Origin of the sequence: Bradyrhizobium sp. Mp19, from assembly GCF_029952935.1 — a bacterium.
GTDB classification, from domain to species: Bacteria; Pseudomonadota; Alphaproteobacteria; order Rhizobiales; family Xanthobacteraceae; genus Bradyrhizobium; species Bradyrhizobium elkanii.
Genome location: NZ_JASAUT010000002.1, coordinates 343,635 through 356,774, shown reverse-complemented (window position 1 = coordinate 356,774; position 13,140 = coordinate 343,635). Strand labels below are relative to the sequence as shown.

The following is a 13,140-nucleotide window of genomic DNA, read 5'->3' as shown; positions in this document are numbered from 1 at the left end:
AGACATGGACTGGTCGCAGCACGCAATTCCGCCGATGCGGCTCGAGCCGCGCTTCGGTGATCGCGTCGTGCCGGCTTTCCCGGAGCGGCCCGGCAGCCTGTGGGCGATGATCGCGGACGCCGTTGCGCAGAACGGCGACGGCGAGGCGCTGGTCTGCGGCGCGACGCGCCTGAGCTGGCGCGAGGTCGCGGAGAAATCGGCCAAGGTCGCGGCGGGCTTTGCCAAACTCGGCCTTGCGCCCGGCGACCGCGTCGCGATCCTGCTCGGCAACCGCATCGAATTCGTGCTGACGATGTTCGCCGCGGCGCATGCCGGGCTGGTCACGGTGCTGCTCTCGACGCGCCAGCAGAAGCCCGAGATCGCCTATGTGCTGAACGATTGCGGCGCCACTCTTCTGGTCCATGAGGCCAGGCTTGCCGACCGCGTCCCCGATGCGGCCGACATTCCCGGCCTCAAGCATCGCATCTCCGTCAGCGACGACGGCGCATCGCAATTCGCTGGCCTCGCCGACAACGCGCAGGCCCAGGCGCCGGCACAGGTGCGGGAAGAGGACACCGCGATGATCCTCTACACCTCGGGCACCACCGGCCGGCCGAAGGGCGCCATGCTCGCTCATTGCAACATCATCCACTCCTCGATGGTGTTCGCCTCGTGCCTCAAGCTGACCAGGGCTGATCGCTCGATCGCGGCGGTCCCGCTCGCGCATGTCACCGGCGCGGTCGCCAACATCACCACGATGGCACGCTGCGCCGGCGCGCTGATCGTTATGCCGGAGTTCAAGGCCTCGGAATATCTGAAGGTCGCGGCGCGCGAGCGCGTCACCTACACGGTGATGGTGCCGGCGATGTACAATCTCTGCCTGATGCAGCCGGATTTCGACAGCTACGACCTGTCGAGCTGGCGGATCGGCGGCTTCGGCGGCGCGCCGATGCCGGTCGCAACCATCGAAAAACTCGACGCCAAGATTCCCGGGCTGAAGCTTGCGAATTGCTACGGCGCGACCGAGACCACGTCGCCCTCGACGCTGATGCCGGGCGAACTGACCGCCGCCCATATCGACAGCGTCGGCCTGCCGTGCCCCGGCGCCGAGATCATCGTGATGGGCGCCGACGGCCGCGAACTGCCGCGCGGCGAGATCGGCGAGCTCTGGATCCGCAGCGCCTCGGTCATCAAGGGCTACTGGAACAATCCGAAGGCAACCGCGGAGAGTTTCACGGCCGGCTTCTGGCACTCCGGCGATCTCGGTTCGATCGATGTCGCGAACTTCGTCCGCGTGTTCGATCGCCAGAAGGACATGATCAACCGCGGCGGCCTGAAGATCTATTCCGCCGAGGTCGAGTCCGTCCTGGCCGGCCATCCCGCCGTGGTCGAGAGCGCGATCATCGCCAAACCGTGCCCGGTGCTCGGCGAGCGCGTGCACGCCGTGATCGTGACCCGCACGGACGTGAATGCGGAGAGCCTGCGCGCCTGGTGCGCCGAGCGGCTGTCGGACTACAAGGTGCCGGAGACCATGGCGCTGACATCAGAGCCGCTGCCGCGCAACGCCAATGGCAAGGTGATCAAGCGCCAGATCAGGGAGAGCTTGTCGGCAAGCGGCGCTTAGTGTTCTGCATCCGCAGGCCGGAAAGGGAGCCCACGTAGATTACAGCCCGCCGCAAACGTCCCCCGTTAACGCTTTGATCCGCCTCGCTTTGCCTTGCCTCCGCCACACCATTAGGGTAACGCCGCCGCGATGTGGGGATCGGGTAGGGGCTGGGCCCCACCGATGGCAGCGGTCCCGAGGGGATGGGATAGCCTTAAGTGTCTGAATTATTTAACGAAGTCGACGAGGAAGTCCGGCGCGATCAGCTCAAGAAGCTGTGGGACAAGTACTCGCTCTTTATCATCGCCCTGGCGATCCTGATCGTTGCGGGCGTCGGTGGCTGGCGCGGCTACCAGTATCTCGAGGCCAGGAAGGCCGCCGAGGCCGGCGCGGCGTTCGACCGCGCCGTCGAGCTGTCCGATCAGAACAAGCATGCCGAGGCGGAGGCCGCCTTTGCCGCCCTCATCACCAAGGCGCCGTCGGGTTACCGCAATCTGGCGCGGCTGCGCATGGCCGCCGAGGTCGCGACCCGCGATCAGCCGGCTGCCGCGAAGCTCTATGACGAGATCGCAGCCGACCGCAGCGTCGGCGGTCCCGAGCAGGACCTGGCGCGGATCCGCGCCGCGCAGATCCTGATGGAGACCACCACCTATCCGAACATGCTGCAACGGCTCGAGGCGACGGCAACGGCGAAGGACTCGACGTTCCGCCATTCCGCGCGCGAGCTGCTGGCGCTGTCGGCCTGGCGCGCCAACGATGCCACCGCTGCGCGGCAGTGGCTCGACCAGATTGCCAATGACGGCGAGACGCCGCCGAGCATGCGCTCGCGCGCCGAGGCGCTGCAGGCACTGTTGCCGCCGGTCGCCAAGAGCTGAGGAGGCATGATCTGCAAAAGTGGGAACCGGTTTTCCCTCGCGACAAACGCGAAGCGTTTGCGCGGAGATCATGCCCAGACAAAACCCGAGTTTGAGTGAGAGATCGACCATGCGCCGCTCGCAACGCCTGATCGCAGCCGCAGTTCTGACAGCGCTTTGCAGCGTGCTGGCGGGTTGCGGCGGTGGCGGCATGTCCAATTTCGACCCGAGCGATCTGCTCGACTTCCTCGACACCAAGAAGAAGCTGCAGGGCGACCGCAAGCCGGTATTCCCCGAAGGCGTGCCCGGCCTCGATCAGGGCGTGCCGAAGGAATTGTACAAGGGCTCGCAGCAGGAGCAGCTCGATCAGCAGAACGCCGCGGCAGCCGCCGCCCAGCCGGCCCCGCCGCCGGAGCCGCCGAAGGGCGCCAAGAAGCACGCCAAGGGCAGGGCAGCGCCGGCCGCGGATCAGGCGGCTGCTCCCGATGCCGCAGCCGAGGAGGGCGCGCCCGCCGCGCTGCCGCCGGAGCCGAAGCCGAAGAAGATCGTCCGCCGCCGCACCACCGCGCCACCCGCCGACGACCAGCAGGCGCAGCCTGCGGCCCCGGCCCAGCAGACCCAGACCACGCAACAATCCGGCGGCGCCTTCCCCGCACCGCTACCGAGCGGCGGATTTTCACGCTAATTGCGAGCGGGATTCCACCTCGCCCCGCCTGCGGGGAGAGGTCGGAATTCAAGCACACCTTGAATTCCGGGTGAGGGGGAGTCTCCACGAACTCACAACAGGCAGTGTTCGCGGAGAGGGCCCCTCACCCCAACCCTCTAAGAGCGAGCTCCGCTCGTCTCGACCGCGTAAGAACGGGAGAGGGAGAAGATGCTCCATCATTTGCTTCGACCGCTCCTTATTCCTGCTGTAGTTCTTTCCAGCACCTTGACCCGCGGACTACAGACCGCGCCGGGATAATCCATGTCTTTTACCATCGCCATTATCGGCCGGCCCAATGTCGGAAAGTCGACGCTGTTCAACCGGCTGGTCGGCCAGAAGCTTGCGCTGGTCGACGACGAGCCCGGCGTGACGCGTGATCGCCGCGAGGGCCAGGCCAGGCTCTACGATCTCGACTTCACCATCATCGACACCGCAGGTCTGGACGAAGGCGCCAAGGGTTCGCTGACGGCGCGGATGCAGGAGCAGACCGAAACCGCGATCGAGCTCGCCGACGCCCTGATGTTCGTGATCGACGCCCGCGTCGGCCTGACGCCGACCGACCGTGCCTTCGCCGACTTCGCGCGAAAGGCCAACAAGCCGGTGGTGCTGGTCGCCAACAAGGCCGAGGGCAAGCATGGCGAGATCGGCGCGATGGAATCCTACGCGCTCGGGCTCGGCGATCCCGTCCAGATCTCGGCCGAGCATGGCGAGGGCATGGGCGACCTCCACGAGGCGCTGAGCGCGCTGGTGCCGGAGACACCGGAGGAAGACGACGAGCTTGAGGATGACGAGGACATCTCGGAGGAGGAGGCCGCGCAGCGTCCGATCCGCGTCGCCATTGTCGGCCGGCCCAATGCCGGCAAGTCGACGCTGATCAACCATCTGCTCGGCGAGGAGCGGCTGCTGACCAGCCCCGAGGCCGGCACCACGCGCGATTCCATCGCGGTCGAGATCACCTGGCAGGGCCGCCAGTTCCGGGTGTTCGACACCGCCGGCCTGCGCCGCCGCTCGCGGATCGAGGAGAAACTGGAGAAGCTCTCGGTCGCCGACGCGTTGCGCGCGGTGCGCTTTGCCGAAGTCGTCGTGATGATGATGGACGCGCAGAACAAGTTCGAGGAGCAGGACCTGCGCATCGCCGACCTGATCGAGCGCGAAGGCCGCGCCATCGTGCTCGCGGTCAACAAATGGGACCTCGTCGAGCGCAAGCCCAACCAGATCTCGCAACTGCGCACCGATGCCGACCACTGGCTGCCGCAGGTCAAGGGCGCGCCGATCGTCGCCGTCTCCGGCCTGATGGGCGAAGGCATCGACCGCCTGATGACGGCGATCCAGGAGGCCTATGCGGTCTGGAACCGACGCTTGCCGACCTCGGCGCTCAATCGCTGGTTCGAGCAGGCGATCCAGGCCAACCCGCCGCCGGCGGTCTCGGGCCGCAGGCTGAAGCTGAACTACATCACGCAAGTGAAGGCGCGCCCGCCGAGCTTCGTGCTGTTCTGCTCGCGCGCCGACGCGATCCCGCGATCCTATCTGCGTTACCTCATCAACTCGCTGCGCGAGACCTTCGATCTGCCGGGCACGCCGATCCGGATCACGCTGCGCGAGAAGGCCAATCCGTTCGCCCACAAGCGCAAACGGCCGTCGTGAGCGGCGAGGCCGAGCATAGCGTTTTCGAGCGAAGTGGGGTACCGGTTCGCGTGAAGAAAACGCGTCAAAATGAGAATCCCAAGCCTGCGGCCGTTCCGCAACCGCGCAGCGGCGCGGTGATCTTCATCTTCATCACCCTGCTGCTCGACATGCTCGCGCTCGGGATCATCATCCCGATCCTGCCGAAGCTGATCGAGGGCTTCGTCGACAACGACACCGCAAACGCGGCGCGCATCTTCGGCGTGTTCGGCTCGATCTGGGCCTTGATGCAGTTCGTCTGCTCGCCGATCCTCGGCGCGCTGTCCGATCGCTTCGGCCGCCGGCCGGTGGTGCTGCTGTCGAATTTCGGTCTCGCCGCCGACTATGTGCTGATGGCGCTGGCGCCGAACCTGATCTGGCTGTTCATCGGGCGGGCGATCTCGGGCATCACCTCGTCGAGCATCTCGACCGTGTTCGCCTATATCGCCGACGTCACCGCGCCGGAGCAGCGCGCCGCTATGTTCGGCAAGATCGGCGTTGCCTTCGGCGCGGGCTTCATCCTCGGACCGGCGCTGGGCGGCCTGCTCGGCGAGATCGATCCGCGGCTGCCGTTCTGGGCGGCGGCGGGTTTGAGCTTCGTCAACGGGCTCTATGGCCTGTTCATCCTGCCGGAATCGCTGCCCGTGGAGCGGCGCGCGCCGTTCAAATGGAAGAGCGCCAATCCGATCGGCGCGCTGCATTTCCTGCGCTCGAACCGGACGCTCGCCGGCCTGTCGCTGGCGACGTTCTTCGGCCAGCTCGCGCATGTCGTGCTGCCCTCGGTGTTCGTGCTCTACGCCACCTATCGCTATGGCTGGGACACCGGCACCGTCGGTGCGACGCTGGCGCTGGTCGGCCTCTGCGGCATGATCGTGCAGGGCGCGGCGATCGGCCCGATCGTGCAGCGCCTCGGCGAGCGCAACGCGCTGTTCCTCGGCCTCGTCTGCGGCGCCCTGGGCTTCGTGATCTTCGGCGCCGCGCCGACCGGCCAGCTGTTCTGGATCGGCATTCCCGTGATGGCGCTGTGGGGCCTCTCGGGCGCTGCGACGCAGGCGCTGACGACGCAACTCGTCGCCGCCGACCAGCAAGGCCAGTTGCAGGGCGCGACATCAAGCGTGCAGAGCATGTCGGAACTAATCGGCCCCTTCCTGTTCACGCTGACGTTTGCGTATTTCATCGGCGACAATGTGCCGCTGAAAATGCCCGGCGCGCCGTTCTATCTGGCCGGCGCGCTGCTGCTGCTCGCACTCGCCATCGCCTGGCGCGCGACGGCGGCGAAGAAAGCCTAGGGCGGGCAAAGGCGCCGACGGATCCACCGCGAGACGTTCTATTCCGTCGCCGGCACCGAATGGTGTTCGTGGATGACGCGCCACTCGTCGTCGATCTTGCGCAAGCCGATCGTCAGCCTGAACTGGAACGTGGCATCAGGTGGGCCGCACCGCATCACCGCGAACGCGAAGGCCACATCGTCGCCGGCCGTGATCGCGATCTCCTCGATATCGAAGGCGTAGGAGGGGCGGTGATACCTGAAGAACAAGTCCCACGTCTTGCCGTACGCGTCCAATCCGCGTGACTGTAACGGCGGCGGAACGTCGAACATCACGATGTCCTGATCGTGATGGGCGAAGATGCCTTGATAGTCGCGTCGGCGGACGGCGTCCGTCCAGGCGTCGATGAGCGCCCTGATTTCGGTTTCCGCCGTCTGTTTCTGCTGTGTCATCGCTCGCGTGCTCCGAGTGCTGGCTGATGCTTCGAGGACGAATGCGGGGGCGCCGATCCGACACGCTGTTGCGTCCGGCCGCACCTGCCGGGTCGCGTCATTTTGCCTGTTTACAAACCATCTGGTTGGTTTGTATAAGAACTGATACCGGTTGAAGACGCGCGCCTCGCTCCGGGGCGCTCTGCCAGGAGCAGCATGGTGACCGACGAGGCCGTTGATATCTGCGATGAATTGACCCGCTTCAGCGACGCGCAGGCGGCGCTGTTGACGTCGCGCGGCCTTGTCTACCTGACCGACCTGAAACTCGATGGCGGCAGGCACGGGACGATCGTCGCGGCGAGTTATGCCGACGCGCAGTCCGTGGCCCGCGCGCGCGGTCGTGGGGAAAGGGTCGTCGGCCGAATGGCCCACGGTTTCCTTCATGGCCTGCTGCAGAAGGTTCGCTTGTGCGCGTGAGCGATCGGATAGCTCGATGACCGATTCCTGAAATTGATGCGTCTTTCGAGGCCGGCACCGCCATTTCGCGGACGCCGTTCGCGCTGCCTCGCAGATCAGATGCGGCGCTTGAGATTGACCGAAGCCGCTGAGATACTGTGATCTCAAGCGACTCCTTCCTGAGTACACCATGGATAATCCTTCCCGCTCGGAACGCTCCCGCAACGCCGCACTTGACGCCGCGATCACCATCGTGACGCGCGATGGTCCTGGGCGCCTGACGCTGGACGCCATTGCGCGCGAGAGCGGTCTCAGCAAGGGCGGCGTGATGCATCAGTTCCGCACCAAGGAAGCGGTGCTGCGCGCCTTGCTCGAGCAGCAGATGGCGCATTTCGAGGAATTCTCGAACCGCTACATCGAAAAGGTACGCGGGACCACGGACCAGCCCGAACTGTCGGCGCAGATCGCGACGCTGCGGGAGGCGATCTCAACGCCGCGGGCAGGGGCGTTCGCACTGCTGGCGGCGATGAACGAGAATCCCGAATTGATGGCGATGCCGCGCGATGCCGACATCAAGAAGGTCGCGCTGATGAAGGCCGAGGCGAGGGATCCCGATCTCGCGCTGCTGCGCTGGGCGGCGGCGCGGGGGCTGCTGCTGAGCTCGTTGTTCGGCATGTTGTCGCTGACCGAGGCCGAGCGCGATCGCCTGTTTGAACGATTGCTCGACAACAGCAAGTGGACCGCGATGGAGCAGGGGGCGACCGAGGCAACAAAGCCGTCCAGGGCGACGGCGGCACACGCGGCATCGCCGCGGCCTGCCGGCGCACCGGCCCCAAAACCGGCATCGGCGCGCAAGCGCGGCTGAATTTCCGGCGCTTTCGAAAGCGCAACGCCGCCCAAGCGGAATATGGATCGCTTGGCGGCGTTGGATCGGCACCGGGCCCCTGAAATCCCCCGGCGATTTCTGCGGTACCACACGAGATATCTCGGGTTTGTGACAACGCGCGACCGCTATTCGCGAAGCGGCCTCGCCAGCCAGCACGACATTTCGACCGCCGCATTTTTCTGACGCGGTTCCTGCAATTGCAACTTTACAAACCAACTGGTCGGTTTTATAGTTCGCCGCACTGAGGCAAGATCTGGCGGCGCCGCGACGGCGAGCCAGGTCGGCAGTGACGGCCGCAGCCGTACTTTCAGCCCCGGACGCGGCTGCGGCCGAGCTGCTCTTCCGCTTTAGGGTCGGATGAGGAGATTGGAATGGAGAGCTCGATCGCCGCGCGCGGTCTGGGAGCGATGGCGCTTTGCGTCCTCGCCGGAGGATGTGCCGCCGTCACGCCGGTGGCCTATTCGGATGTGGCATCGTCGGCCTACATGACGCCGGACACGTCCGATTCTTCGGGGCGTGTGCCGTATCGCTATGCGCCGCCGGTCGACTGGCGGAGCTACAACAAGGTGATGATCGATCCGGTCGTGATCTATCGCGGCGCGGATCATCAGTTCGGCGACATGTCCGAGAAGGACAAGCAGACGCTCGCCGCCTACATGCAGACCCGCTTCGCCGACAAGCTGCGCGGCCGCTTCACGCTGGTGAACACGCGCGGGCCGAACACGTTCCGCCTGCGGCTGACGCTGACCGGCGCGGTCGCCAACACGCCGGTGCTCGGCACGCTGTCGCGTTTCGATCTGGCAGGCGCAGTCTACAACGGCGTGCAGGCCGCGCGCGACGGCGAGGGCACGATGACGGGCTCCGTCATCTATGCCGTCGAGATGTTCGACAGCTCGACCTCGCGCCTGCTCGGCGCCTATGTCAGCAAGCAATATCCCAACGCCTACGACATCAAGGCGAGCGTCGGCGATCTCGCCGCGGCCACCGCCGGCATCGAGAAGGGCGCCGATGCGTTCATGGCGCAATTGAAGTGAGGCGCGCCTCGCGCGTCCGCAAACCATCCCGACACTGAAAGGTCCTTTACCATGAACTTTCTGGTTCGCATGTTTCTGCGCAGCCTCGTCGCTGCCTTGCTGATGAGCTCGACCGGCCGCGCCGAGACGATCGCTCCGGCCGATCCCAGCGGCACCTGGCTGACCGAAGACGGCCGCGCACGCATCCGCCTCGAGCGCTGCGGCCCTGCGCGTGACCGCATCTGCGGCTTCATCGTGTGGATGAAGGATCCGCTTGATTCACACGGCCAGCCGTTCCGCGACAGCTTCAATCCCGACCCCGACAAGCGGACGCGTGCGCTGCTGGGCCATCAGCTGATCCTCGGATTGAAGCTGACGCCGGAGGGCAAGTTCGACGGCGACATCTACAACGCCGAGGACGGCAAGTCCTACGCGGTCTCGCTGTGGCGCGACAGGTCCGACCGGCTGAAGCTCAAGGGATGTCTGCTCAAGCTGCTGTGCCAGACCCAGGCCTGGACGCAGACGCTGGACGTGCAGCCGGGCCAGCTCGTCGGCCTGACCGGCGATGTCGGCGGCCCGCGCGCCGACAGGGAATGGGTATCGTTGCCAGCGCCCGTTAAGGCGAAGTCGGCGGCGAAGTAAGAAGGTGCAAAAAGTCATTCCGGGGCGATGCGCAGCATTGAACCCGGAATCTCGAGATTCCCCGATGCGCAATTGCGCATCTGAGGTTCGCGCGTTGCGCGCCCCGGAATGACCGCTACGCGGTCACTTCTTCACCAGCGGACAGTCGCTGGCCTCAAGCGGCTTCGCGGCGTCTTCCGGCGCGATCGTGGCGATCAGCTTGTAATAGTCCCAGGGGTATTTGGACTCTTCGGGCTTCTTCACCTCGAACAGATAGGCCGGAATCAGGCGCCGGCCGTCGGCGCGCAGCGGGCCCTTGCCGAACAGCGGATCGTCGGTCGGCAATTCCTTCATCTTGGCGACGACCTTGGCGCCGTCATGCGGATTGCCGCCGAGCGCTTCCATCGCCTTGAGATAGTGTAGCACCATCGCGTAGTTGCCGGCCTGGGTCATCGACGGCATTGCGTTCTTGTTGGCGAGGGCGGAGAACCGCTTCGACCAGGCGCGGGTCTGGTCGTTCATGTCCCAGTAGAAGGATTCCGTGAACGTCAGGCCTTGCGCGGTCTTCAACCCGAGCGAATGCACGTCGTTGATGAACAGCAGCAGCGCCGCAAGTTTTTGGCCGCCGGAAACGATGCCGAATTCGGCCGCCTGCTTGATCGCGTTGGTGGTGTCGCCGCCGGCATTGGCGAGGCCGACCACCTTGGCCTTGGACGATTGTGCCTGCAGCAGGAACGACGAGAAATCGGCGGTGTTGATCGGATGCTTGACGCTTCCGAGCACCTTGCCGCCATTGCCGTTGACCACCGCGGTGGTGTCGCGCTCAAGCGCGTGGCCGAATGCATAGTCGGCCGTCAGGAAGAACCAGGTGTCGCCGCCGGCCTTCGTCAGTGCCTTGCCGGTGCCGTTGGCCAGCATGTAGGTGTCGTAGGTATATGAAATCGTGTTCGGCGTGCAGGCCTTGCCGGTGAGGTCGGCGGTCGCCGCGCCCGAATTCAGCAGGACGATGTTCTTCTCCTTGACGAGATTGTTGACCGCAAGCGCCACGCCGGAGTTCGGCGTGTCGGCGATCGCGTCGACCTTCTCGTTGTCGACCCATTGCCGGGCGAGGTTGACGCCGACGTCGGGCTTGTTCTGGTGGTCGCCGCTCAGGACGTCGATCTTCCAGCCCTTCTTGAGCAGGCCGGAATCCTCGACGGCCATCTTGATCGCGACCACCGAGTTCGGGCCGCCGATGTCGGCATAGAGGCTCGACATATCGTTCAGCACGCCGATCTTGACGGTCTTGTCCTGCGCGAACGCAGAGGTTGAGAAGCCGAGTGCAGCGCAAGCAAGAAGCGCGGCGCAGCGCCGCGCAAACGTCGTTGTCATGAAATTCCCTCCACTGTCTAAAGTCCGGGCAGCCCTCTTGCGGAGCCTTTTTGCCGGTCGCACAAGTTCCCGCTTACCCTTTCCCGGGGGAGGCGGCAATCCGCCTAAAGCCGGGTGGGCCTGCGTCGAAGCGTCATCCGGTGAAATCCCTACTTGAGCGCGTCGGAGGTCAGCTTGAATTTCTGGATCCGCTTTCCGGTGTCGACCTCGGCGGTATAGACGTTGCCCTTGGCGTCGACCGCGAGCGCGTGCACCCAGTGGAATTGCCCGGCGTTGCGGCCGTTGCGGCCGAAGCTGCCGACCACCGCGCCGTCGTCACGCCTGATGATGCGGATCTCGTTGTTCTCGCCGTCGGCGGAGAGCAGGTAGGTCTGCTTGGGATCGGGCCACAGCGCGATGTCCCACACCGCGCCGTTGCCGAGCGTGCTCCTCTCGAAGAAGAACTCCTTCACGAAGCTGCCGTCCTTCCTGAACACCTGGATGCGGTTGTTGATGCGGTCGCAGACATAGACCAGTCCGTCATTGGCGATCTTCACGCAGTGCACGGGATTGCCGAACTGTTGCGCGACCTGCGCCTTCGGATCGTAGGGCGGCTGCTTGGCGTCATCGGGCTTGTTGCCATAGGCGCCCCAGTGCCGCTTGTAGGCGCCGGTGGTGGCATCGAACACGATGACGCGCCGATTGCCGTAACCGTCGGCGACGTAGATCTCGTTGGCCTCCTTGTCGATCGCGGTCTCTGCGGGCTTGCCGAGCTGGGTGGTGTCGTTACTGCCCTTGCTCGGTGCGATCGAGCCGATCTGCGCGACGAATTTGCCGTCGAGGGTGAACTTGAGGATCGCATTGTCATTGTCGGCGTTGCCGCCGATCCAGACGAAGCCGCGCTCGTCGACCTCGATGCCGTGCTCGCGGCCAACCCACTCATAGCCGTCACCCGGACCGCCCCAGGACCGCAGCAGATTGCCGTCAGCGTCGAATTCGAGCACCGGCGGCGCCGAGATGCAGCATTTCGAGCGCGGCGGATTGAGGCTCGCGCCCTTCTCGTCGTCGGTCAGCGAGCGCGGCCGGTGGATCATCCAGATATGGCCTTGCCAATCCACCGTGATGCCGCCGACCTGGCCGAGGATCCAGTTGTTCGGCAGCGGCTTTGGCCAGGACGCATCGACCGCAAAGGTCGGGACATCGCCGGCCCTGGCGGGCGCGTGCAGAGCGAGAAGGGCCGATGATGCGATACAGGCGGAGAGAAACAATCCGGACAGAATGGAGCGCGCGCGATTGAACGTCGGCGTCATGTTGCCTCCCGAGATTTTTCTTGGCGGTGGTTCCGCTGGGATGCGCAGTCAATCTTGGGGCGGGAGTGGAGTCAACGGGTACCACCGTCATTGCGAGCGAAGCGAAGCAATCCATTCTTCCGCGAATGTGGGCGCATGGATTGCTTCGTCGCTATCGCTCCTCGCAATGACGGAGGGGATTTCCATTAAACCGGCGGCTGGAAGGTCCGCAGCGTGCGCGCCTTGTAGTCGTAGAGCTTGCCGGTCTCGGTCCACGCGGGCGAACACATCGGCACGATGAATTCGGCGGCCATGTCGGGCGTATCCAGCGTCATCGGTTCTTCGCCGGGAAACACCTGCGCGCGCATCCGGGTGCGGATCGGGCCGGGGCTGAACAGGTTGACGCGCAGCGCCGTGTTGGCGGTCTCGTTGGCCCAGGAGCGCACCAGTGCCTCCAGCGCGGCCTTCGAGGCGGCATAGGGGCCGAGATAGGCGTTGGCCTTGTGGGCAACGCCGGACGTCACGAACACGGCGCGGCCGGCGTCGGACTGGCGCAGCAGCGGGTCCATGCAGCGGATCAGCTGGAAATTGGCGTTGACGTTGATCGCGAACACGTCGTTCCACGGCTTCAGCTCGATATGGCCGAGCGGCGAGGAGGGACCTGCGGTGCCGGCATTGCCGACCAGGATGTCGAGCTTGCCGTGGCGCTCATGCAGGGCGAGCCCGAGCCGCGCGATGCCCTCGTAGTCGGTGAGCGAGAGCGGCACCAGGGTGGCGCTGCCGCCGGCCTTGCGGATCTCGTCGTCGAGCTCTTCCAGCCCGCCTTGCGTGCGCGCCACCGCCACGACATGCGCGCCGGCTTTGGCGAGTGCGAGGGATGTCGCATAGCCAATGCCGCGCGAGGCGCCCGTCACGAGGGCAATCCGGGAGGCGAGGGGTTTTGTCATGGAAGGGACTCTAACAAATCGTCGTCCCTGCGAAAGCAGGGACCTATACGCCGTGACGGCGATAATGGAAGACAG

At 65.4% G+C, this 13,140-nt stretch carries 13 protein-coding genes; 9 read left to right on the top strand and 4 right to left on the bottom strand.

Going from position 1 to position 13,140, the window contains the following annotated elements; translation table 11 throughout:
* Nucleotides 1-4 precede the first annotated feature (4 nt).
* The 5 genes from QJT82_RS04475 (at nt 5) to QJT82_RS04455 (ending at nt 6,093) form a co-directional block, all read left to right on the top strand.
* Nucleotides 5-1,603, top strand: coding sequence for a class I adenylate-forming enzyme family protein (locus tag QJT82_RS04475; RefSeq protein ID WP_028344771.1), 1,599 nt, complete (start codon nt 5-7; stop codon nt 1,601-1,603).
* Between the two features lie 197 nt (nt 1,604-1,800).
* On the top strand, nt 1,801-2,457 hold the full coding sequence (locus tag QJT82_RS04470) for a tetratricopeptide repeat protein (protein ID WP_028344772.1): 657 nt from the start codon (nt 1,801-1,803) through the stop codon (nt 2,455-2,457).
* A 109-nt stretch (nt 2,458-2,566) separates the two neighbouring features.
* On the top strand, nt 2,567-3,121 hold the full coding sequence (locus QJT82_RS04465; protein ID WP_028344773.1) for a hypothetical protein: 555 nt from the start codon (nt 2,567-2,569) through the stop codon (nt 3,119-3,121).
* 282 nt (nt 3,122-3,403) lie between these two features.
* Nucleotides 3,404-4,786 carry a ribosome biogenesis GTPase Der gene (gene der / locus QJT82_RS04460; RefSeq protein ID WP_018271263.1) on the top strand — a complete coding sequence of 461 codons (1,383 nt, stop codon included), beginning with the start codon at nt 3,404-3,406 and terminating at the stop codon, nt 4,784-4,786.
* Between the two features lie 50 nt (nt 4,787-4,836).
* Nucleotides 4,837-6,093, top strand: a complete 1,257-nt coding sequence (locus QJT82_RS04455; RefSeq protein ID WP_028344774.1) for a tetracycline resistance MFS efflux pump — start codon at nt 4,837-4,839, stop codon at nt 6,091-6,093.
* Between the two features lie 38 nt (nt 6,094-6,131).
* Here the strand turns inward: QJT82_RS04455 and QJT82_RS04450 are convergent, their stop codons facing one another.
* Nucleotides 6,132-6,524, bottom strand: coding sequence for a nuclear transport factor 2 family protein (locus QJT82_RS04450; protein WP_028344775.1), 393 nt, complete (start codon nt 6,522-6,524; stop codon nt 6,132-6,134).
* A gap of 195 nt (nt 6,525-6,719) precedes the next feature.
* Here QJT82_RS04450 and QJT82_RS04445 point away from each other — a divergent pair, with 195 nt between their 5' ends.
* The 4 genes from QJT82_RS04445 (at nt 6,720) to QJT82_RS04430 (ending at nt 9,500) form a co-directional block, all read left to right on the top strand.
* The gene (locus QJT82_RS04445; protein WP_028344776.1) at nt 6,720-6,980 is read left to right on the top strand and encodes a hypothetical protein; all 261 of its coding nucleotides are present in this window, start codon (nt 6,720-6,722) and stop codon (nt 6,978-6,980) included.
* A 169-nt stretch (nt 6,981-7,149) separates the two neighbouring features.
* Complete coding sequence (locus QJT82_RS04440) at nt 7,150-7,824, top strand: TetR/AcrR family transcriptional regulator (RefSeq protein ID WP_028344777.1); 675 nt, start codon at nt 7,150-7,152, stop codon at nt 7,822-7,824.
* A 392-nt stretch (nt 7,825-8,216) separates the two neighbouring features.
* Nucleotides 8,217-8,879: a DUF3313 domain-containing protein gene (locus tag QJT82_RS04435; RefSeq protein WP_028344778.1), complete on the top strand. Its 663-nt coding sequence runs from the start codon at nt 8,217-8,219 to the stop codon at nt 8,877-8,879.
* A 51-nt stretch (nt 8,880-8,930) separates the two neighbouring features.
* Entirely contained in the window at nt 8,931-9,500 is a 570-nt protein-coding gene (locus QJT82_RS04430) for a DUF2147 domain-containing protein (RefSeq protein WP_028344779.1), read from the top strand.
* A 123-nt stretch (nt 9,501-9,623) separates the two neighbouring features.
* Here QJT82_RS04430 and QJT82_RS04425 read toward each other — a convergent pair whose 3' ends face one another.
* The 3 genes from QJT82_RS04425 to QJT82_RS04415 all read right to left on the bottom strand — a co-directional run bounded on the left by QJT82_RS04425 (nt 9,624) and on the right by QJT82_RS04415 (nt 13,065).
* Nucleotides 9,624-10,850: an ABC transporter substrate-binding protein gene (locus tag QJT82_RS04425; protein ID WP_028344780.1), complete on the bottom strand. Its 1,227-nt coding sequence runs from the start codon at nt 10,848-10,850 to the stop codon at nt 9,624-9,626.
* Nucleotides 10,851-10,999: 149 nt separating this feature from the next.
* On the bottom strand, nt 11,000-12,139 hold the full coding sequence (locus QJT82_RS04420) for a hypothetical protein (protein ID WP_028344781.1): 1,140 nt from the start codon (nt 12,137-12,139) through the stop codon (nt 11,000-11,002).
* Nucleotides 12,140-12,324: 185 nt separating this feature from the next.
* Nucleotides 12,325-13,065, bottom strand: coding sequence for an SDR family NAD(P)-dependent oxidoreductase (locus QJT82_RS04415; RefSeq protein ID WP_028344782.1), 741 nt, complete (start codon nt 13,063-13,065; stop codon nt 12,325-12,327).
* Nucleotides 13,066-13,140: the final 75 nt, after the last annotated feature.

Coding starts and splice junctions, on each gene's coding strand:
- QJT82_RS04475 (WP_028344771.1), top strand. CDS start 5: ATGGACTGGTCGCAGCACGCAATTCCGCCGATGCGGCTCGAGCCGCGC.
- QJT82_RS04465 (WP_028344773.1), top strand. CDS start 2,567: ATGCGCCGCTCGCAACGCCTGATCGCAGCCGCAGTTCTGACAGCGCTT.
- der (WP_018271263.1), top strand. CDS start 3,404: ATGTCTTTTACCATCGCCATTATCGGCCGGCCCAATGTCGGAAAGTCG.
- QJT82_RS04450 (WP_028344775.1), bottom strand. CDS start 6,524: ATGACACAGCAGAAACAGACGGCGGAAACCGAAATCAGGGCGCTCATC.
- QJT82_RS04445 (WP_028344776.1), top strand. CDS start 6,720: ATGGTGACCGACGAGGCCGTTGATATCTGCGATGAATTGACCCGCTTC.
- QJT82_RS04440 (WP_028344777.1), top strand. CDS start 7,150: ATGGATAATCCTTCCCGCTCGGAACGCTCCCGCAACGCCGCACTTGAC.
- QJT82_RS04435 (WP_028344778.1), top strand. CDS start 8,217: ATGGAGAGCTCGATCGCCGCGCGCGGTCTGGGAGCGATGGCGCTTTGC.
- QJT82_RS04430 (WP_028344779.1), top strand. CDS start 8,931: ATGAACTTTCTGGTTCGCATGTTTCTGCGCAGCCTCGTCGCTGCCTTG.
- QJT82_RS04425 (WP_028344780.1), bottom strand. CDS start 10,850: ATGACAACGACGTTTGCGCGGCGCTGCGCCGCGCTTCTTGCTTGCGCT.
- QJT82_RS04420 (WP_028344781.1), bottom strand. CDS start 12,139: ATGACGCCGACGTTCAATCGCGCGCGCTCCATTCTGTCCGGATTGTTT.
- QJT82_RS04415 (WP_028344782.1), bottom strand. CDS start 13,065: ATGACAAAACCCCTCGCCTCCCGGATTGCCCTCGTGACGGGCGCCTCG.